We start from the raw sequence: 19444 nt of genomic DNA, 5'->3' as shown, positions 1-19444 counted from the left end.
CCCCGCCGGTCAGGAGTGCCGGTCTGGCCAAGGTCCAAGCCGGTTCATTGTCGCTGTTTTCGTCGTGAATAATAATCAGGAGACTGGCATGGCACATCTGCATCAGCAACTGCGTCACATATTCTCTGCACTCATCGCCGCCTGCGGCTTGCTGGCCGCGCTGCCGGCTGCCGCCGGGCAATGGGATTTCGGCCTGTACGCGAGCCTGTGGGGCTCGCGCGAGTACCAGGTCTGGCTACCGAGCAATTACAACGCCAATACGCCACTGCCCGTGGTGCTGATGCTGCATGGCTGCGGGTCCGAGCCGAACAGCATGGCGGCCGTCAGCCGCTACAACGAGCTGGCCGACAGTGAAAACTTCATCGTCGTCTATCCGCGCCAGAACGTCACGGCCAACCCCATGCGCTGCTGGAATTTCATGCTGCCCTTGAACCAGGAACGGGGCACGGGCGAGCCGGCCGTGCTGATGGGTATCTTGAACAAGGTCAAGAACAAATATGCGGTGCAGGACAGCCGCGTGTATGTCACGGGTATCTCGGCGGGCGGCGCCATGGCCTCCATCATGGCCGCCTGCTATTCCGACGTGTTCGCCGCCGTGATGGTGCATTCGGGCGGCATGTACAAGGGCGCCACGGGCATGGTCACGGCCGCCGACTCGCTGTTCAACGGCAGTTCCTTCGACCCGAAAGTGCGCGGCAAGGATGCCTGGCGCTGCTCCGGCTCGCCGCGCCGGCTGATGCCGACGATGGTCTTCCACGGCACTTCGGACATCGTCGTCAACCCCGTCAACGGCGAGCAAACCATCGAGCAATTCCTGCAGACCAGCGACTACGGCGACGATGGCCTCGACAATGACAGCGTGCGCTACCGTGCCGACAGCATCGTGCGCCAGACGGTGCCGTACGGCCGCAGCTATTCCATCGACACGTATCTGCACAGCGGCGCCGTCATCGCGCAAAAGTACACGGTCGAGGGCATGAACCACGCGTGGAGCGGCGGGCCTCCCGGCTGGCCATTCAGCGATGAGCTGGGGCCGGACGCCACCGTCATCAGCTGGAATTTCTTCAAGAATTACCAGCGCTGAACGGAGCTGATATTTACTTCAGCAGGCGCTGCATGACGATGCGGAAAAAGCGCGGCTGGTCCGACGCCAGGCACACCTGCGCGTTGGGCTGGCCCGCCACCTCGCGCGTGTAACCGTCATCCGCGACGGCAATACGCAGCGGCGTGGCGGGGCAGCTGGCCGGGTCGATCAGCCAGGTGACGGGCACCACGTCGAACAGCGACGGCATGTTGCTGGACCATGGCTGATACGCAGCGATCCACTGGTGGTACAGCAGGGTGACGGCATCCGTCAGCGGCGAGCCGTGGCCGAAGATGGCGTTGCGCTCCACTTCATCGAGGCGTATCTGCGTCGAATCGAGCGGCATCATGACGATCGGCACGCCTGAGGCGAACAGCGCCTGCGCACCGTTGACGTCGGAAACGATGTTGTATTCCCTGTCGGCCGGGCGCGCAGGCACGTACTGCGACTTGCGGTAGCCGGCGCGCACGGAGCCGCCCATCATGACCACCTGTTTCACCTTGCCGAAGGTGGCGGGATCGCGCGCGATGGCGGCGCCGATATTCGTCAGCGGCCCCAATGCCAGCATCGTGATCTGCCCGGGCTGGCGCTTGATTTCGCGCAAGATGAAATCGATGGCATCCTGCGGCGCCAGGGCAGGCAGAGCACCGCGTTGCGCGTAACGCGCCTGCGTGAACGGCGTCGGGTTGGGCGTGGCGATGCCTTGCGCGACGGGAATGTCGGCATGGCCCGTTTCGCGCAGCAGGCGTTCCAGCAGGCGTCCCCGCAAGGCCGTGTCGCCCCAGGCGGTGGTGATGCCGACGATCTCGATCTCGGGACTTTGCAGCAACAGCGCCAGGGCAAAGGCGTCGTCGATATCGTCGCCGATATCCATGTCGACGATGACCTTGTGCGCGGGCGCGGCGCTGGCGTGGCTGGCGCACAGTGCCGTGAACAGCAGAACGGAAGAGAGCGCAGCGCGGCGCAGCAGGGAGAGGCAGGGGAACATGGCAGACCTGTAGTAGTGTGAAGGCGCGCCGATTTTAGCAGGCGCGTCCCTTGAACCAGGACCGCTGGAAATATTGTGGGATGGAGTAAGCCTGATGGGGAATTCTTACTAAATATCAAGTTTTCTGTTTTCGTCTCATGGCATTGTCGATTCTCCAGCTTGATTGTGCAGCATGACCGGAGACAGCCATGGATGGCAGCAGGACGCCAATGGCGATATCTTCCGCAGCCGCGTCACGCCGGCCGTCGATCCGGCCAACTATGCGGCGCCATCGGTGGAAGCCATCCTGGAAAGCTCGGCGGACAAGTAGCAAGGGAGGCAGCATGCGCAAAGTCATCCGTTTGGGCGACGCCACGTCGCATGGCGGCAAGGTGCTCGGTTGTGCCGCCACGCACTTCACGGTCAATGGTATTGCCGTCGCCTGCGTCGGGGACTTGTGCAGTTGCCCCATCAAGGGGCATCAGGGCTGCACCATTGCCAGCGGGTCGTCCCGGCACACCATCAACGGCATCGCCATCGCCTTCGAAGGCGATACCACCACTTGCGGCGCCAAGCTGCTGGCGGGCGGCGCCAGCTTCAGCAGCTCGTGACCGAGCGTCCTCCCTGTATTTCCTGGTAACTATATAATCGGCGCTTGAGCGATGCCCGCTCCCGTATCCAATAAAGGAATGACATGCGAGGATGTTTCTTGCGCCCTGTGGCGCTGTGTGCCGTAGCGGCCGTGTGTGGCGCTGCCGGTGCCGCCGATGGGGTGGTGGGGGATGCGCAGCAGCGCGCGTCCCTGCTGGCGTTTTATGCGCAGCAGTATCCGGGCGAGGCGGCGGTGCGCACCGTGTTCGAGAGCGTGCCCGTGGTCGGTGGCCGTGGCAGCGAAGTGGTGGGCAGCGTGGAGGCGCCGCCGTATCGCGGCCATGGCGCGCTGTGCCGCACGCAGCGCACCAAGTTCGTGCTGCATGGCAGTGGCTGGCAAGAGGCGGGCATGGAGTATTTTGCCTGGCTGGACCGTGGCACCTGCCGCCCTGTGGCCGAGCCCGTGCGCATGCTGCAGCGTATTCCCGATACGGAACTGGAGGGCGTGCTGCTGTACCAGAAGTCGCTGCTGGAGCGGGCGCGATTGCTGATGGCGGGCAATACGGCCTGCGCGCCGCTGCGGGCGCTGAAGTTTACGCTGGCGGCCGTCGACGTGGGCGCCGCCGCCCCGCGCGCCGAGGAACGCTATGCGCTCGTGTTCAAGAGCGACCGCGACAGCTACGCGCGCGTCTGGCTGCGCAAGAGCGGGGCCCAGTATGACGCGTGGAATGTGACTTGCCCGCCGGTGCTGTAGACTGCTCGCCCTTTGCCTGATTTCACTTTTTGACTGTTGCAACCATGAACCAGAATTCCACTTCCGCCCGCAGCTGGGGCACCATCGTCACGCATAGCGACGAGATGGCCATCATTTACCGCTACGTCGATGCCTTCCACGACGACTGGGACCTGTCGTCGCAGCCGGACCGCATCATCATCGCCTGGCGCTACGAAGACGAGACGGGCATGCCCGCGCCGAACGAGCGCGAGCACATGGAAGAACTGGAAGCGGCGCTGGCGCCCGTGGTGGAAGAAGAGGGCTTTGCCACCCTGGCCCTGGTATCGACGGGCGAAAACTTGCGCGAATGGATTTATTACACGCAGTCGGGCGAGGAATTCTTCAACCGCCTGAACACGGCGCTGGCGCCGCGTCCAAAGTTCCCCATTGAAATCCGCAGCGCGGCCGATCCCGCCTGGTCCACGTATGCGGGCTTCATGGCCGCCTTGCCGAAGTAATTACACCAATGCGGCCGTCACGATGCGCGTGGCGGCCGTGATGATGTCCTGGTTGGTGTCCGCGTTTTTCTGTTCGCGCGTGTAGTACACGGCGATCACCAGCGGCGCGCCGCTGGGCGGGTAGGCCACGCCGATGTCGTTGACGCTGCCATACGCGCCCGAGCCCGTCTTGTCCGCCACCTGCCAGCCGGCCGGCACGCCGGCGCGGATGCGCTTGTCGCCTGTCGTGTTGCCGCGCATCCAGGCATCGAGCTGCTGGCGCTGCGGGGCCGGCAAGCTATTTCCCAATAACAATTGCTGCAAGCTGTGCGCCATCGACGCGGGGCTGGCCGTGTCGCGCACTTCGCCCGGGATGGCGCTATTCAATTCCGTTTCCCAGCGTTCCAGCTGGAATACGGTATTACCGATGCTGCGCGCAAACGCCGTCACGGCTTGCGGCCCGCCCAATATTTTCATCAAGAAATTGGCCGCGCTATTGTCGCTGTACTGCAAGGTGGCGGCGCACAGGTCGGCCACGCGCATGCCGTCGGCCAGATGCTTTTCCGTGATGGGCGAATACGTGACCAGTTCCTTTTTCTCGTAACGCACGTGCTGGTCCAGCAAGCCCGGCTGGCTGACGCTGCGGGCCAGCACGGCGCCAGCCAGCATGGCCTTGAAGGTGCTGGCCAGGGGAAAGCGTTCGTCGGCGCGATAGGCAACGCGCTGCTCGACGCCCTGGCGCCAGGCGGCAACGCCGAGGCGTCCGCCGGCGGCCTGTTCCAGCGCGGCCAGCTGCGTGTGGGCGCTGGCGATGCCGGTGGCGGGCGCGGCAAACAGCAGCGGCGTGGGGCACAGCAAGGCAACGCCGCTGGCCAGCAGGAGGTGGCGGCGGACGTGGTTCGGGGCGTCAGTCATGGTCTGGGAGTGTTGTTGGGGGGGGAAAGGGTAGCCAGCAGTTCGCCGATGGCGAGCAGGTTGGCCGGTTTGGTCAGATGGTGGTCGAAACCGGCCGCGCTCGACTGGCTGCGGTCGTTTTCGGCGCCCCAGCCCGTCAATGCGACAAGGATGACCTTGCTGCCGGCGGCAGTCTGGCGCAGCGCGCGCGCCACCTCGTAGCCGCTCATGCCGGGCAGGCCGATATCGAGGAAGATCACGTCAGGCAAGAATTGCGGCGCCATCGCCAGCGCCTGCGCGCCATCGTGCGCCACTTGCGTGGTGTGGCCCATCATGTCGAGCACGGCCGCGAGGGTATCGGCCGCATCGACATTGTCATCGACCACCAGCACGTGGAAGTGGCGCGTGGCCGCGGTGGCACCAGGGAGCGCCGGTTCCGGCGCGATCGCCGGCGGCGCCGCCAGCAGCGGCAGGCGCACGCTGAACGTGCTGCCCAGGCCGGCGCCGGGACTGGCCGCCGTGGCGCTGCCGCCGTGCAATTCGGCCAGGCGCCGCACCAGCGACAGGCCGATGCCCAGCCCGCCCTGCGCGCGGCCCATGTTCTGTCCCACCTGGGTGAACATGTCGAAGACGGTGGGCAGCGATTCGGCCGGGATGCCCACGCCACTGTCCTGCACCTCGATCACGGCCTGGCTGCCGTCGCGCCGCGCGCGCAAGGTGATGTGGCCGCCCGTGGGCGTGTATTTGGCGGCATTGTTGAGCAGATTGCCCAGCACCTGCGCCAGGCGCGTGGGATCGGCGCTGAGCGGCAACGGCGCTTCAGCGACCTGCACCTGCAACTGGTGGCGGCTGGCCTCGATCAGCGGCATGCTCGTTTCCACGGCACCCGCGATGATGGTTTTCAAGTCCGTGCGTTCCAGCTTGAGCTCGATCTGCCCCCGCGTGATGCGCGCCACGTCCAATAAATCATTGACCAGGTGCACCATCTGATTGACTTGCCGCTCCATCACGTCGCGCACTCTCGCCACGGTGGCCGGCTTGTCGGCGGCCAGGCGCATGATCTGCAGGCCATTGCGGATGGGCGCGAGCGGGTTGCGCAGTTCATGCGCCAGGGTGGCCAGGAATTCCGTCTTGCGCCGGTCCATCTCGGACAGGTTGTCGGCCAGCTGGCGCAGTTGCTGCTCCGAGCGCTTGCGCTCGCTGATGTCGCTGAACAGCACCGTCAGCAGGCGGCTGCCGGGGCCGCCCAGGCGCGCGGCAAACACTTCGAACCAGCGCTCCATGGCCACGGCCTCGTTTTCGTAACGCACGGGCTCGCCGGTTTTGACGACCTGGTCGTACAGGTCGAACCAGTGCTGGTCGTGCTCGGGCACGAAACTGCGGATGGTCTTGCCGATGGCATTTTCCAGGCCCGATTGCTTGACGAAGGCGGGGTTGCCTTCCAGGTAGCGGAAATCCACGGGCCGGCCTTGCTCGTCGTACAGCATTTCGATGACGCAAAAGGCCTGGTCCATCAGCTCGATCAAGGTGCGGTAGCGTTCCTCGCTGCGGCGCAGCGCATCTTCCACCTGTTTCTGTCGCGTAATGTCGAGCAGGACGCCCGGCAATTGCAAGGGCGTGCCATCGGCCGCGTATTCCACGCGGCCGCGCGCGATGACCGAGCGGTACTGGCCATCGCTGGCGCCGACACGGTAGCTGGCCTCGAACGGCGTATGTTCCCGCAGCGCCTGCGCGATGTGCGCGCTGACCTGGGCGCGGTCGTCGGGATGGATGATCTCCAGGTAGCGCGCCAGCGGCGCGGCGGCGGCTGCACCGGCATCGATGGGGAACAAACGTGCCATGTTGTTGTCGGCCGTGACCCTGTCGGCGACGATGTCCCAGTTCCAGGTGGCCACCTCGCCCGCGGCCAGGGTCAGTCGCAAGGTTTCTTCATTGTGCTTGCTGGCCGTCAAGTCAAGCGAGATGCCGGACAGGGCGATGACGTTGCCGGCGCCATCGCTGGCGCAGGTGCCGCGCATGTGCGCCCAGTGCAGCGAGCCGTCGGGCCAGCGCATGCGGATATCGACCTCGAAATCGCTGGCGCTGGCGATCGCCGCGTGCACGACGTTTTGCCAATGCTGCAGGTCGCCATCGAGCATGCTTCCCGTCAATTGCGCGTAATCGATGCTGGCTGCGGGCGGAAAACCGAAGTTGACCTTGAAGGCGTCGGAACACGTCATGCTGCCGCTGCCCAGGTCGATTTCCCACGTGCCCATGCGTCCACCCTGCATGGCCAGGCGCAAGCGCTGCTCCGTCTGGCGTTGCTGCGTCACGTCGCAATGCGAGCCCATCCATTCAAGCACGCTGCCATCAGGGGCGCGCACGGGCACCATGCGCACCACGACGTTGCGGTAGGCGCCGCTGACGTGGCGCAGCCGGTATTCCGTTTCGAACACGGTGGTCAACTGCGTTGGCATGAGGTAGGGCAAGTTGCGGTCGTCCGGGTGCAGCGCATTGATCCAGCCGCGTCCCATCAGCTCCGCTTCGCTCTGGCCCGTGTAGGCGCGCCACGAAGGCTGATCGGCGTCGAACAGGCCGAAGGTTTTCGTGCTCCAGACGATGTCGCAATGCGCGCCCAGCAGCAAATGTGCCGCCTGGGCGGCGGTCGGGGAAGGTGGCGAGTTGTGGCTGTGCTGGCTGGGTTCTGGCATGGATAGGGTCGTTATGGTGCGGCGCGCCGTCGCTGCACCGGAATGTGGCAGCACGGCATGTTCAAGTACGGCGATATTACAGTCAAACGCCGGCGCGGGCCTGTCTTTCAGGGCACGCACAGGGCATTTTTGCCGCTGTGCCAGCACGGCCGTGAGCGCGCCCGGAAATCGGCAAAACAACAACAGCCTGCCTGTAGTGTGGCTGAATAACCACTAGTCAGCCGTTTATGTTGATGAATGAATATTTTACATAACAATATTCTTGCAGCGCATTAGCCGCGTGAAATAAAGTGGCGCCTTACTGAAAAGTTGGTGTTCATCAGACATCCCAGAGATGCGGCCGGAACCGCTGTCAGCGTGCGCGACAGCCAGGGCAGAGCCAGTGACGCCGAGAGCGGGGGGACATCCGCTCGCGCTGCTGCACCGTGATGGTGCAAACGATCGTCCAGCGCCGTACATTCCGGAGACAAGTTGCAAGAAAGACAGATTTCGCAATTCTTTTTTTAAACTTCTGGGAAACCACATGATCAAGATGTCCAAGATGCACAAGCGTTTGTGCGCCAAAAGCGCTGCTATGCTGGCTCTGTCCGCTGCCTTGCCTATCGGCTCGGCTTATGCTGATGAAGCCGCTGCTGATACGGCGCCTGCCGCCAGCCAGCTGGAAACCGTGACCGTCACGGCACAGCGCCGCAAGGAAAATATCCGCGACGTGCCTGTCTCCGTGTCGCTGCTGCGCGACGAGAAGCTCGACGTGCTGGTGTCCGGCGGACAAGATATCCGCGTACTGGCCGGCAAGGTGCCGAGCCTGAACGTGGAATCGTCGAACGGCCGCACCTTCCCCCGCTTCTACATCCGCGGCTACGGCAATACCGACTTCAACATCTTCGCATCGCAACCGGTTTCCCTGATCTACGACGACGTGGTGCAGGAAAATCCTATCCTCAAGGGTTATCCGATCTTCGACGTGGCCGGCGTGGAAGTGCTGCGCGGCCCGCAAGGCACCTTGTTCGGCCGCAACACGCCTGCCGGCGTCGTCAAGTTCGAATCCGTCAAGCCGAACCTGGACAAGGTCGAAGGCTATTACAGCGGTTCGGTCGCCACGCACAACACCATCAATGCCGAAGGCGCCGTCAACGTGCCGCTGAGCAAAGAGTGGGCCTTGCGCTTCTCGACCCTGCGCCAGCACCGCGACGACTACGTCGACAACACGTTTACGGGCCAGAAGGATGCGCTGGACGGCTACAATGAACACGCCGAACGCGTGCAGCTGCTGTACGCGCCGAACACGACGTTCAACGCCCTGTTCAATGTGCATCAGCGCAACACCACCGGCAGCGCGCGCGTGTTCTACGCCAACATGATCAAGCAAGGCACGAACGACATCGTCGATGGTTTCGACCCGAACAAATCGTTCACCAACGCGCCGAACTTCCAGCACCTGCGCACCAACGGCGCCAGCGCCCGCCTGAGCTGGGACCTGGACGGCGTCAAGCTGTACTCGATCACCGGCTTCGAGCACGTGGGCAGCTATGTCTCGCACGGCGACATCGACGGCGGCGCGCCGACGGGCCCGGGCTTCATCCCGTTCCAGGTGGAAACGGCTGGCGGTATCACGAGCGTGAAGCAATACTCGCAGGAATTCCGCGCCGAATCGAAGAATGCCGGCCCGCTGAACTGGCAGGCCGGCGTGTATTACTTCAACGAAGACGCCAACGGCTTCTCCGACACCTTCAATACCGATACGCACGTGCTGGCGTCGCACCTGGCCAGCCGCCAGAAGAACTCGGCCTGGGCCACCTTCGGTTCCGTCAACTATGCCGTCAACGACGACTTTATGCTGCGCGCCGGCTTGCGCTACACGAAGGACAAGAAAGATTTCAACACGGTGACGGCTGACCGCGTCACGCAGATCGATCCGACCAGCGCCGACGTCAGCAAGGCCAAGGTCAACTGGGACCTGAGCGGCACCTATAAATACAACAAGGATGTGAACTTCTACGGCCGCATCGCCACCGGTTTTCGCGCGCCAAGCATCGCGCCAGCCAGCGACAAGGTGCCTGTCACCGTGGCCGATGCGGAAACCATCACCTCGTACGAAGCCGGCGTGAAGGCCGACCTGTTCAACCGCCGCGCGCGCGTTGCGTTCAGCGTGTATGACTACCAGGTGAAAAACCAGCAGCTGACCGTCGTTGGCGGCACCTCGAACGTGACGCGCCTGATCAACGCGGCCAAGACGAATGGCCGTGGCGCGGAACTGGAGCTGGAAGGTTTTGTCACGCCGAGCCTCAAAATGTCCCTGGGCGGCAGCTACAACTTCACGGAAATCAAGGACCCGAGCCTGTCGATCGCCACCTGCAACCCGGCGCGCTGCACCGTGACCGATCCGACGAACGCCGCCGGCAACGCCATCATCGATGGCAACCCGCTGCCGCAAGCGCCAAAGTGGACGGTGACGGCCACGGGCCGCTACTCGATCCCGATGGAAAACGGCGAGTTCTTCGTCTTCACGGACTGGGCTTACCGCAGCAAGGTCAACTTCTTCCTGTATGAAGCGACGGAGTTCGCCGGCAAGCCGATGCTGGAAGGCGGCTTGCGCGTGGGCTACACCTGGGATGCCGGCAAGTATGAAGTGGCCGCCTTCGGCCGCAACATCACCGACACCAAGCGCATCACGGGCGCCATCGACTTCAACAACCGCACGGGCTTCATCAATGAGCCGCGCCAGTTTGGCGTGCAATTCAAAGGCAACTTCTAATTGCCGGATACCCGGCGCCGGCGTGCATGCCGGCGCCTGCTTCAACCCGCCGACGGCTCGCGCCGCGGCGGGTTTTTTTATGCCTGTTCCGCTGCGCCTCAGGGCAGCAGCACGGACAATTCCCGCGCGCCGCGCTGCAGCACGGGCAGGAATTCCTCCTTCATCTGCGCGGCGCTGACGCGCGCCGCCTGGGCGCCCACGTTCAGCGCGGCCAGCACCTTGCCCGAGGCGCCGCGCACCGGCACGGCGATCGAGCGCAGTCCCAGTTCCAGTTCCTCGTCATTGATGGCATAGCCGTCCTGGCGCACGCCGGCGAGGATCTCGCGCAGCCGCGCTGGCGAGACGACGGTGCGTTCCGTCATCGGCCGCAGCCGGGTCCTGGCGAAATAAGCGTCGAGTTCATCGGGCGCCAGGTGCGCCAGCATCACCCTGCCCAGCGAGGTGCAGTAGGCGGGCAGGCGGCTGCCCGCGTTCAGCGCCACCGACATCACGCGCGACGTGGCCGAGCGGGCCACGTACAGCACTTCGCTGTCGTCGAGCACGGCCAGCGAGGAGGATTCGTTGAGGGCGCCGCTGATGTTGTTCAGATAAGGCTGCGACGACACGGCCAGCGGCGTCGACGACAGATAGGAATAGCCCAGCGTGAGCACTTTCGGGCGCAGCGAAAAATTGTTCATTTCCGCTTCCGCATAGCCGAGCTGCTGCAGCGTGTGCAGGCAGCGCCGCACGGCCGCGCGGGGAATGCCCGTCTTCTGGCTGATCTGCGCGATGGTCAGGGGGCGGCGCGTATCGCTGAAGGTGCGCAGCACGGCCAGGCCGCGCGCCAGCGAGGTCATGAAATTGGGATCGGTGAGCGCGTCGATCTGTTCGGCGATGCTGAGTTCGGCCGCCTGTTCCGTGGCGGGGCTATCGGATGGCGTGCCGGCGGGGCGTTGGATGGCTGGTTTGGGCATGGTCTGGGTCGGATGGTGGCGCGCACGCAACAGCGTGCCGCATGGTCGGATGATTCTAGTCGAGTCGTTGCCGTTTGTGTTCGTCACAGGTTTCGCTTGACCGCGACAAGCACGCATGGGTACACTAATTTGTGCGGTAATAAAACATTTGTTCGATTATCGAACAAACTGAACGGATTGACAAGCAAGACCTTCACCGGAAAGACGATATCGTGATCGATAAAATATATGAATCACTGGAACGGGCCGTGGCCGATGTTCCCGATGGCGCCACCATCATGATCGGTGGCTTTGGCAATGCCGGCATGCCGGCCGCGCTGATCGATGCGCTGATCGCGCAGGGCGCGCGCGATCTGACCATTGTCAACAACAACGCCGGCAATGGCGAAACGGGCCTGGCGGCACTGCTCAAGGCGGGGCGCGTGCGCAAGATCATCTGCTCGTTTCCGCGCCAGGCCGATTCGCAGGTATTCGACGCCCTGTACCGCGCCGGCAAGATCGAGCTGGAACTGACGCCGCAGGGCAACCTGGCCGAGCGCATCCGCGCCGCCGGCGCCGGCATCGGCGGCTTCTTCACGCCCACCGGCTACGGCACCCTGCTGGCGGAGGGAAAAGAGACGCGCCTGATCAATGGCCGCCAGTACGTCTTCGAGCTGCCCATCCATGCCGACTTTGCGCTGATCAAGGCGCACCGTGGCGACCGCTGGGGCAACCTGGTGTACCGCAAGGCGGCGCGCAATTTCGGCCCCATCATGGCGGCCGCCGCCACCTGCACCATCGCCCAGGTGCATGACGTCGTGGCGCTGGGAGAACTCGATCCGGAAGTGATCGTCACGCCGGGCATTTATGTACAACGCGTTGTCAGGGAGCAAGCATGATTACCCCATTTACCCGCGATGAAATCGCCGCCCGCGTGGCGCAGGACATTCCCGATGGCGCCTACGTCAACCTGGGCATCGGCTTGCCGACGCGCGTCGCCAACTACCTGCCGGCCGACCGCGAAGTCTTCCTGCACAGCGAGAATGGCTTGCTGGGCATGGGCCCCGCGCCCGCGCCGGGCGAGGAAGACGAAGACTTGATCAACGCGGGCAAGCAGCCCGTGACTTTGCTGGCGGGCGGCGCGTATTTCCACCATGCCGATGCGTTTGCCATGATGCGCGGCGGCCACCTCGACATCTGCGTGCTGGGCGCCTTCCAGGTGTCCGCCGGCGGCGACCTGGCCAACTGGCACACGGGCGCGCCGGACGCGATCCCCGCCGTCGGCGGCGCCATGGACCTGGCGCTGGGCGCGCGCAAGGTGTTCGTCATGATGGATCACCAGACCAAGTCGGGCGAGAGCAAGATCGTCGCGCAGTGCAGCTATCCGCTGACGGCGGTCGCCTGCGTCGACCGCATCTATACCGACCTGGCCGTGCTGGACGTCACGCCCGAAGGCTTGCGCGTATGCGCGATGGCCGACGGCCTCGATTTCACCGAACTGCTGGCGCGCACCGGCGCGCCGCTGCTGCCGCCCGTGCCAGGAGGCCAGCCATGAACCACGCTTTCATCTGCGACGCGGTGCGCACGCCGATCGGCCGCTACGGCGGCGCATTGAAGGACGTGCGCGCCGACGACCTGGGCGCGCTGCCCCTGCGTGAACTGCTGCGCCGCAATCCGTGCGTCGACTGGAGCGCCATCGACGACGTGATCTACGGCTGCGCCAACCAGGCGGGCGAAGACAACCGCAACGTGGCGCGCATGTCGGCGCTGCTGGCCGGCCTGCCGCAGGAAGTGCCCGGCTCCACCGTGAACCGCCTGTGCGGCTCCGGCATGGATGCCGTGGGCAGCGCCGCGCGCGCCATCGCCTCGGGCGACTGCGCGCTGATGCTGGCCGGCGGCGTCGAATCGATGACGCGCGCGCCCTTCGTCATGGGCAAGGCGGAGACGGCATTCGCGCGCAGCGCGGCCATCTACGACACCACCATCGGCTGGCGCTTCCCGAACCCGCTGATGCGCCAGCTGTACGGCACGGACGCCATGCCGGAGACGGCGGAAAACGTCGCCGACGACTACGCCATCAGCCGCGCCGACCAGGACCTGTTTGCCTTCCACAGCCAGCGCAAGGCGGCGCAGGCGCAAGCCGACGGCATCCTGGCGCAGGAAATCGTCGGCGTGCGGATCGCGCAAAAGAAGGGCGAGCCGCTGCTGTTCGAGCACGATGAACACTTGCGCCAGTCCAGCCTGGAGGCGCTGGCCAAATTGAAAGGCGTGGTGCGGCCGGACGGCAGCGTCACGGCGGCGAATGCCTCGGGCGTCAATGACGGCGCCTGCGCCTTGCTGCTGGCCAGCGCGCAGGCGGCCACGCGGCATGGCCTGACGCCGAAGGCGCGCATCGTCGGCATGGCGACGGCCGGCGTGGCGCCGCGCGTGATGGGCATCGGCCCCGCACCTGCCACGCAAAAGGTGCTGGCGCAGCTGGGCATGACGCTCGACCAGATGGATGTCATCGAACTCAACGAGGCGTTCGCCTCGCAGGGACTGGCCGTGCTGCGCCTGCTGGGCCTGCGCGACGACGACCCGCGCGTCAACCCGAACGGCGGCGCCATCGCCCTCGGCCACCCGCTCGGCATGAGCGGCGCGCGCCTGGTGACGACGGCGATGTACCAGCTGCACCGCACCGGTGGCCGCTATGCCTTGTGCACCATGTGCATCGGCGTCGGCCAGGGCATCGCCATCGTCATCGAGCGCGTCTGACGCGCTGACGCGCCTGGCTCAGGCCAGCTGCGCCAGGCGCCGTTCCCAGGCGGGAATGGCGCGTTGCCAGAAGCCCTCCACGCTGTCGGCGCGCACCTCCAGGCCGAGGAAGCGGGCGGCCGGCTGCAGGGCCGACGCCAGCAGCGCGCCGGCATCCGTGCCCGTATCGAAGGCGAGGGCGCCCGTCTGCTTCGACAGCTTTTCGCCGCTGCCGTTGGTGACGACGGGCACGTGCAGGAAGCCCGGATGCGGCAGGCGCAAGGCGTCCTGCAGATACAGCTGGCGCGGCGTGGAGTCGAGCAAGTCGGCCCCGCGCACCACCTGCGTGATGCCCTGCGCGCCATCGTCGACCACCACGGCCAGCTGATAGGCCCAGTAGCCGTCGCCGCGCAGCACGATGAAGTCACCCACCTCGCTGGCCAGGTCCTGCCGCTGCGGCCCATGCCAGCGGTCGACAAAACTGTAGACGGCGTCGGCTCCTTGCGGCACGCGCAAACGCAGCGCACGCGCCGCCTTGCCCGGCGCCAGGCCATGCCGGCACGTGCCCGGATACACCGTCGCGCCATGTTTTGCCGCCCCCGCCTGCAAGTTCGAATCCTGGATTTCCTTGCGTGAACAGCCGCAGGCATACACGAGACCCTCATCCTGCAACTGCTTCAGCGCCGCCTCATACAGCGGCAGCCGCTTGCTCTGCCACGTCGCCTCGCCATCCCAGTGCATGCCGCAGCGCTGCAGGCTGGCCAGGATACCCAGATCGGCACCCGCGACATTGCGGTCGTAATCCAGATCCTCGATGCGCAGCAGCCACGTGCCGCGATACACCTTGGCATCGAGATAGCTGGCCATGGCGGCAACGAGCGAGCCCATGTGCAGGGGACCGGAGGGGGAGGGAGCGAAGCGGCCGATGTAGGGGGAGGAGGGGGAGTTCGGAGACGACATGCTGTGAGTGTAGGCGGTGGTGACAGGCGCTAATGGTTTATTGCTCAGGATCGGGAGCTTTGGCGATAGCGGCAAGTATCGTGCAGGGTGCTGGGCAAGTCAAATTCTGGGCTGCCCCAGGTGCTGCCTAATTGATAATTAAATGTGTAACGTTATCTTCAACATATGAAATTTCTTCATTGCCGTAATGCGGGTCATTCAGCGCGCGGAAATGTAAATCCTTGTCGAATTTCTTCGCCCTGAACTTGTTACTCAGCAGTGCCACAACGCTCCCCTCATCTGGCCAGTTTGAAGAACATATTGCTATCAATGTATTCTCAAAAGAAATTTCATTGAGAAGACAGATTTTTAATTTTCGAGGTAGCTTCTTCAATAAATTCAGCCATTGTATCTCACTCGATTTTGGAAAAAATGTATCACTATTTTTTTATGTATTCTATTATTCGTTGCTGCACTTTTATAGATTTATCTATATTAATATGCGATTCACAATTATCATTCATTTTCAATCGGATGGGTGATTTTCTGGCTATTTTGTACTGCAAGATCATGCATGATGAGGATATTTTTATGTCATGCTGTACGATAACGCTTCCCCACGGGAATTGAAATATTATTTCTGATAACCCTGTGATTTTTCCGGGAATGCCAGACTTTCTTTGAATTTGTTTGACTAACGATGATTCACTCACGCCGTTGCCTATAGAATTATTTTCAAAGTAATGCATTATTATGTAATCTATTTCTGGGAAATTCTCTTTTACAATAATCAACTCGACAACGTAATCGCCTACCCATCCATTGATATCAAAAACATAAATTCCAGTCCCTGTTGTTGTGGGTTTGGTATGGAACGTATTGATAATTTTATTTATGAAATCGTTTGCTGGAGTTTTTTTCGATAATGCAATCTCTTCATTGATGAGCAATAATCCATCAATGAAATCAAAAATATAGCTTGGGATTTCAAATTTTTTCATTCTGTTATGCGGAATTTTCAATGAGGCATCTCGTATGAATTATTGCGGTGATTCAGCACGGTTGGTAGAGGCAATATTGTTCCCCATCGGCTTAATGTGGATATCAGTTCCATTTCTAATTTCAAACGTCACACTTGACAAAAATTCCTTATGTTGGTAAATAAGAATTTTCATTTTTGTCCTTTGATTTATTGCGTATGAAAATAGTGCATATTCCAGGATATTCCAATTGATGCCATCGCTGATTGAATAGATGCTGAAGCTGAAATGCTGCCCCATGGAAAGTTGAATGCGGAGAAAGTTTTTTTTACCTCGTCAGGATTTTTTTCCAATACTCTAGCAAGTAATCTGGTCAGGTTGTTCTTGTCGGATATCAACTGATTTTCCGTTGAGTTATATCCATATTTTTTGGTATTTCCTCCATCCCACGATAGCCATACACCCTTCATGTAATAATTTTCAAAGATAAAATTTATGCCAAAATCAAACTCATTCAAGCTTCCACACGTTGACAAATTGTGCACATAAGTGTTTGTTTTATTGTCTTCTATTTCAATGTCATTTTCTTTTGCAATTTTAATAAAATCAGATTCGTTAAGTGGCGCCATCATGATGCCGTCTAATAGGAGATAACCATTTCTTGTATCAAAGGATACTTTTTTAATTTTTTAAAACCTTGCCGGATGCCCTGGTTAAGGAGCGATAATATGATAATTCCCAACCTGACACTACACCATGAGCGCTAGCGGATTAGATTTTCGCATATCCACTCCAGAGTCTTTGCGTAGGAAATATTTCCTTGTTCCCGTTCTTGGGCCGCATCATGAAGAAAGGATTTTTTTAGTTCCAGAGTTCCATTTTTCGTGATCCACATGCAGATTGAATCAGAGATGGCATGATCTGTATTTGTTTCATCAAGTATTTTTGCCATCATATACAAGCCTTTCAAAATATGATTTTTCCACATATGAAATTCTGCCACAATCATGCGCAATCTCAGGGATTTGCTTTTTTGAAAGTAATCAAGAATTTTCTCTTGTTCATGGCTTGGTGAATTGTATAGGTAGTAACTAAATACAGGTTCAATATGGTCATTGAAAACGTTGTCGTCGTCGGCAGATACATTGATGGTGATGATGTTTTTTGCAATTTTCAACATGGCTGCGTTTGGCGGACTTTGCCATGCTATATCCCAGATAACCCGATGTAGTTCCGGGCTATAAAATTGGAGTTCGAGCAAGCGAGCAAAAAAATCAAGCTCGTTGCTTGTAAGTGGAGCAGTTTTCTTTGCGATAATTTTTCTTCGCAAACTTTTAAGATATTTTTCTTCCAGACGCAATTTTTTCATAGTTAATTAGAATGAACTCTAATTCATTGATAGTCTCGTTTTATCTATGATAGTTTGAACTGATGATTTTTCTCGTCTTTTTTGAAATGGTATAAGTAATGGATCTTCCCAATGATATTTTTCCACCTAGTATTTTTTCACCGGGTGCAAAATTTGGCATGAAAGTTATTTTAATATCCGCGTTATTGTCTTGAATGTATATTTCAAAATCTGAAATATTTCTTTGCTCTTTTTTGAATTCATCCAAAACCACGAGCAATTTTTCAAGACTTTTTCCGGAAATTTTGTCTTCTAAGTTTTCTATGTTGGATGTATGTTTTTCCATATCTCGATCGGAATAGGAAAGGTTTATTGGAATACTCTGTTAATTAATATTTATTCTCTATCATATGCTTGTATTTTTGCCATATATTATCATTGTTGAGCAAAGTGAAGATTTTTGATCTGCTTTGACTATTATGTATCCCCACGAGAAAGAAAAAAAATCCTCATACTTTGTCGATATTTCAGCTGGTTGATCTAGTGATTTTGAAATTGACTTACTTAGATATTTTTTTTCATTGATCATGTCCGAGTGACTGGAGTCATAGCCAAGTCTGTTGGTGATTCCATCTGTCCAGATTATTTCAATAATGTAAAGAATTTCATTTTTAAATCTGAGATTTACTCTTGTTTCCAGATTGAGAAATTGAATATTTTGCATGCTATATGTTTCAAATTCATTTATTTTTCCAAAACTTTCAAGAAAATTTATGTTTTTTATTTCTTTGATTGATGTATTTTTGTTTACGTGAAAATTCTCATTTATTTCAATATCTCCAGTATTCTTATTTATATTCATTTACGGCCTCGAAAATTTAAATGTTTTTGCGTTGGCTTTGAGCTTTGGTATATCTGAATCATCAATAAAATATTGGTTTCCTCCTCCTGCGCCTAGTAATGTATTTGCCAATGCTTTTCCCGTGCCTGCACAGATATCTTCCGATAGTTTGAATGCTTGAACCTGATCTCTCATCGGTCGCGCCCCTGGAGTGTTTCCGGAATGTGAGATTTGCGTTAAATTATTGTATGCCAATGCGCTTCCATTTTCGGAAATAAGTGTCATTCTGTCGCTGTAATAATTTCCGGGTTTGGGACCATACGGATAAAGGGAATATAAGATAGTCCCTTTTTTTAAAACAATATTTGTATATGCATCGACTCCTGGGTAGGGCGGCTTACCTTGCCATTTTGTTGCTGAAGCTGATGGATTTTTACCAATACAAGGATTGCATGGTGTGTTTTTTGCACATTTCTTTGCTAACCCTAATGGGTCATTCCAGCCAGTGGGATTTGGTGCATATGTATATGTATTTAATCCACCAAGCAAGCCAACTGGATCTTGCGTCACGTACCTGGCTACATCCGGATCATAGTACCGATACCGGTTGTAAAACAGCCCCGTTTCCCCATCCTCATACTGCCCCTGAAACCGCAGGGGCTGGTCGATTTCTCCCTCGACGTGCAGCAAGCGTCCCCATGCCTTGTAGCGCCCGCTCCAGACCACGTTCCCTTGCGCATCCGTCAGCTCGCGCGGCGTGCCCAGGTGGTCGCAGTGGTAGTGGGTGGTGCTGTCATGTGCTGCCGCGCCGTCGCCTGCTGTTTGGGTACGCTGCCATGCCGAGACATGTCGCGCTTCAATGTCCGCTTGTTCTTGCGCAATCGCCTCTTGCAGTGCGGCGTCATGCCGGGTAACGGGTAGATCCCATTGTGCGACGCGCGGCAGGTGGACCGCGCTTGCCTGGCGGCAGGCTGGCGAAGCGATCTTGGCCAGCGGCACGAAGCTGTCCGGCTCGTACAGGTATGTGACCGTCTCTTCGTGTCCAAGTTCCTGCGCCAGCGTGTCGCCGTCCCAGACGAAGAAGGTAGTGGTGGCGCTCGTGCGAGTGGGCTGATCTTTGCTGATGTCTTGCTGCTTGCTCCAGCGTGCTTCTTCTACCCGCTTGGCGATGCGGCGGCTGAAGGCGTCATAAAAGTAGCGGGCACGGTGGCGCGACTGGCGTTCCGTCCGGGTGGCGTGGCTGAGGCGGTTTTCGGCGTCGTAGCGCAGTTCCAGCTCGCTCCAGGTCGACTCCCTGCCTGGCGGATGGAAGCGCTTGCCGGTGGCGTTGCCTTGCTCGTCGTAAGCGTAGTCGATATCGCCGTAGTTGTTCAGGACGTTGCCGGGCGCGGGAGCCTTGTCGAGCAGATTGCCTGCGGGGTCGAAGGCGAAGCGTTCCGCCAGACCCGGCTGCACGGCGGCCAACAGCTGGCCGACGG

The 19444-nt window shown here is 59.4% G+C and carries 20 protein-coding genes; 9 read left to right on the top strand and 11 right to left on the bottom strand.

Annotation, left to right across the window (positions count from 1 at the left end; all coding sequences use genetic code 11):
- Positions 1–88: 88 nt before the first annotated feature.
- Positions 89–1084: an extracellular catalytic domain type 1 short-chain-length polyhydroxyalkanoate depolymerase gene (locus BM193_RS08580; protein ID WP_092798257.1), complete on the top strand. Its 996-nt coding sequence runs from the start codon at positions 89–91 to the stop codon at positions 1082–1084.
- Positions 1085–1097: 13 nt separating this feature from the next.
- Here the strand turns inward: BM193_RS08580 and BM193_RS08575 are convergent, their stop codons facing one another.
- The gene (locus tag BM193_RS08575; RefSeq protein ID WP_092798258.1) at positions 1098–2072 is read right to left on the bottom strand and encodes a nucleoside hydrolase; all 975 of its coding nucleotides are present in this window, start codon (positions 2070–2072) and stop codon (positions 1098–1100) included.
- A 172-nt stretch (positions 2073–2244) separates the two neighbouring features.
- On the opposite strand from BM193_RS08575, the gene BM193_RS28725 reads away from it, so the two are divergent.
- The 4 genes from BM193_RS28725 to BM193_RS08560 all read left to right on the top strand — a co-directional run bounded on the left by BM193_RS28725 (position 2245) and on the right by BM193_RS08560 (position 3875).
- Positions 2245–2382: a hypothetical protein gene (locus BM193_RS28725; RefSeq protein WP_175533204.1), complete on the top strand. Its 138-nt coding sequence runs from the start codon at positions 2245–2247 to the stop codon at positions 2380–2382.
- Positions 2383–2395: 13 nt separating this feature from the next.
- Positions 2396–2662: a PAAR domain-containing protein gene (locus BM193_RS08570; protein WP_092798259.1), complete on the top strand. Its 267-nt coding sequence runs from the start codon at positions 2396–2398 to the stop codon at positions 2660–2662.
- A gap of 83 nt (positions 2663–2745) precedes the next feature.
- Positions 2746–3396, top strand: a complete 651-nt coding sequence (locus BM193_RS08565; protein WP_139176146.1) for a hypothetical protein — start codon at positions 2746–2748, stop codon at positions 3394–3396.
- A gap of 44 nt (positions 3397–3440) precedes the next feature.
- Positions 3441–3875, top strand: a complete 435-nt coding sequence (locus BM193_RS08560) for a DUF695 domain-containing protein (protein WP_092798261.1) — start codon at positions 3441–3443, stop codon at positions 3873–3875.
- Here the strand turns inward: BM193_RS08560 and bla are convergent, their stop codons facing one another.
- Positions 3876–4769, bottom strand: coding sequence for a class A beta-lactamase (gene bla, locus BM193_RS08555; protein WP_092798262.1), 894 nt, complete (start codon positions 4767–4769; stop codon positions 3876–3878).
- Positions 4766–7438: a hybrid sensor histidine kinase/response regulator gene (locus BM193_RS08550; protein ID WP_092798263.1), complete on the bottom strand. Its 2673-nt coding sequence runs from the start codon at positions 7436–7438 to the stop codon at positions 4766–4768. Before BM193_RS08550 ends, bla begins: the two co-directional genes overlap by 4 nt.
- A 523-nt stretch (positions 7439–7961) precedes the next feature.
- On the opposite strand from BM193_RS08550, the gene BM193_RS08545 reads away from it, so the two are divergent.
- Positions 7962–10193: a TonB-dependent receptor gene (locus BM193_RS08545; RefSeq protein WP_092798264.1), complete on the top strand. Its 2232-nt coding sequence runs from the start codon at positions 7962–7964 to the stop codon at positions 10191–10193.
- A gap of 98 nt (positions 10194–10291) precedes the next feature.
- Here BM193_RS08545 and BM193_RS08540 read toward each other — a convergent pair whose 3' ends face one another.
- Positions 10292–11146, bottom strand: coding sequence for an IclR family transcriptional regulator domain-containing protein (locus tag BM193_RS08540; RefSeq protein ID WP_092798554.1), 855 nt, complete (start codon positions 11144–11146; stop codon positions 10292–10294).
- 212 nt (positions 11147–11358) lie between these two features.
- Between BM193_RS08540 and BM193_RS08535 the strand changes: the two genes are divergently transcribed.
- From BM193_RS08535 to pcaF, 3 genes are read left to right on the top strand one after another with little or no spacing between them, the layout of a single operon-like run.
- Complete coding sequence (locus tag BM193_RS08535; RefSeq protein WP_092798265.1) at positions 11359–12024, top strand: 3-oxoacid CoA-transferase subunit A; 666 nt, start codon at positions 11359–11361, stop codon at positions 12022–12024.
- A complete protein-coding gene (locus BM193_RS08530) occupies positions 12024–12680 on the top strand; it encodes a 3-oxoacid CoA-transferase subunit B (protein WP_175533217.1) in 657 nt (218 codons plus the stop codon). Before BM193_RS08535 ends, BM193_RS08530 begins: the two co-directional genes overlap by 1 nt.
- On the top strand, positions 12677–13879 hold the full coding sequence (gene pcaF / locus BM193_RS08525; protein WP_092798267.1) for a 3-oxoadipyl-CoA thiolase: 1203 nt from the start codon (positions 12677–12679) through the stop codon (positions 13877–13879). The genes BM193_RS08530 and pcaF overlap by 4 nt, the downstream gene beginning before the upstream one ends.
- Positions 13880–13897: 18 nt before the next feature.
- Here the strand turns inward: pcaF and gluQRS are convergent, their stop codons facing one another.
- From gluQRS to BM193_RS08515, 7 genes are all read right to left on the bottom strand, one after another.
- Positions 13898–14818 carry a tRNA glutamyl-Q(34) synthetase GluQRS gene (gene gluQRS / locus BM193_RS08520; RefSeq protein ID WP_092798268.1) on the bottom strand — a complete coding sequence of 307 codons (921 nt, stop codon included), beginning with the start codon at positions 14816–14818 and terminating at the stop codon, positions 13898–13900.
- A 419-nt stretch (positions 14819–15237) separates the two neighbouring features.
- A complete protein-coding gene (locus BM193_RS28255; RefSeq protein WP_139176147.1) occupies positions 15238–15798 on the bottom strand; it encodes a hypothetical protein in 561 nt (186 codons plus the stop codon).
- 188 nt (positions 15799–15986) lie between these two features.
- Entirely contained in the window at positions 15987–16409 is a 423-nt protein-coding gene (locus tag BM193_RS28250; protein ID WP_139176149.1) for a hypothetical protein, read from the bottom strand.
- 131 nt (positions 16410–16540) lie between these two features.
- Positions 16541–17146 carry a hypothetical protein gene (locus tag BM193_RS28245; protein ID WP_139176151.1) on the bottom strand — a complete coding sequence of 202 codons (606 nt, stop codon included), beginning with the start codon at positions 17144–17146 and terminating at the stop codon, positions 16541–16543.
- A 40-nt stretch (positions 17147–17186) separates the two neighbouring features.
- A complete protein-coding gene (locus BM193_RS28240) occupies positions 17187–17471 on the bottom strand; it encodes a hypothetical protein (protein ID WP_139176153.1) in 285 nt (94 codons plus the stop codon).
- A gap of 60 nt (positions 17472–17531) precedes the next feature.
- Positions 17532–17987: a hypothetical protein gene (locus BM193_RS28235; RefSeq protein ID WP_139176155.1), complete on the bottom strand. Its 456-nt coding sequence runs from the start codon at positions 17985–17987 to the stop codon at positions 17532–17534.
- Complete coding sequence (locus BM193_RS08515; protein WP_254786001.1) at positions 17988–19421, bottom strand: RHS repeat-associated core domain-containing protein; 1434 nt, start codon at positions 19419–19421, stop codon at positions 17988–17990.
- Positions 19422–19444 lie beyond the last annotated feature (23 nt).

It is taken from the genome of Janthinobacterium sp. 344 (assembly GCF_900112025.1).
Taxonomy (GTDB): Bacteria; Pseudomonadota; Gammaproteobacteria; order Burkholderiales; family Burkholderiaceae_D; genus Janthinobacterium.
This window is presented reverse-complemented; position numbering and strand designations above follow the sequence as displayed.

Coding starts and splice junctions, on each gene's coding strand:
- BM193_RS08580 (WP_092798257.1), top strand. CDS start 89: ATGGCACATCTGCATCAGCAACTGCGTCACATATTCTCTGCACTCATC.
- BM193_RS08575 (WP_092798258.1), bottom strand. CDS start 2,072: ATGTTCCCCTGCCTCTCCCTGCTGCGCCGCGCTGCGCTCTCTTCCGTT.
- BM193_RS28725 (WP_175533204.1), top strand. CDS start 2,245: ATGACCGGAGACAGCCATGGATGGCAGCAGGACGCCAATGGCGATATC.
- BM193_RS08570 (WP_092798259.1), top strand. CDS start 2,396: ATGCGCAAAGTCATCCGTTTGGGCGACGCCACGTCGCATGGCGGCAAG.
- BM193_RS08565 (WP_139176146.1), top strand. CDS start 2,746: ATGCGAGGATGTTTCTTGCGCCCTGTGGCGCTGTGTGCCGTAGCGGCC.
- BM193_RS08560 (WP_092798261.1), top strand. CDS start 3,441: ATGAACCAGAATTCCACTTCCGCCCGCAGCTGGGGCACCATCGTCACG.
- bla (WP_092798262.1), bottom strand. CDS start 4,769: ATGACTGACGCCCCGAACCACGTCCGCCGCCACCTCCTGCTGGCCAGC.
- BM193_RS08550 (WP_092798263.1), bottom strand. CDS start 7,438: ATGCCAGAACCCAGCCAGCACAGCCACAACTCGCCACCTTCCCCGACC.
- BM193_RS08545 (WP_092798264.1), top strand. CDS start 7,962: ATGATCAAGATGTCCAAGATGCACAAGCGTTTGTGCGCCAAAAGCGCT.
- BM193_RS08540 (WP_092798554.1), bottom strand. CDS start 11,146: ATGCCCAAACCAGCCATCCAACGCCCCGCCGGCACGCCATCCGATAGC.
- pcaF (WP_092798267.1), top strand. CDS start 12,677: ATGAACCACGCTTTCATCTGCGACGCGGTGCGCACGCCGATCGGCCGC.
- gluQRS (WP_092798268.1), bottom strand. CDS start 14,818: ATGTCGTCTCCGAACTCCCCCTCCTCCCCCTACATCGGCCGCTTCGCT.
- BM193_RS28255 (WP_139176147.1), bottom strand. CDS start 15,798: ATGAAAAAATTTGAAATCCCAAGCTATATTTTTGATTTCATTGATGGA.
- BM193_RS28250 (WP_139176149.1), bottom strand. CDS start 16,409: ATGATGGCGCCACTTAACGAATCTGATTTTATTAAAATTGCAAAAGAA.
- BM193_RS28245 (WP_139176151.1), bottom strand. CDS start 17,146: ATGAAAAAATTGCGTCTGGAAGAAAAATATCTTAAAAGTTTGCGAAGA.
- BM193_RS28240 (WP_139176153.1), bottom strand. CDS start 17,471: ATGGAAAAACATACATCCAACATAGAAAACTTAGAAGACAAAATTTCC.
- BM193_RS28235 (WP_139176155.1), bottom strand. CDS start 17,987: ATGAATATAAATAAGAATACTGGAGATATTGAAATAAATGAGAATTTT.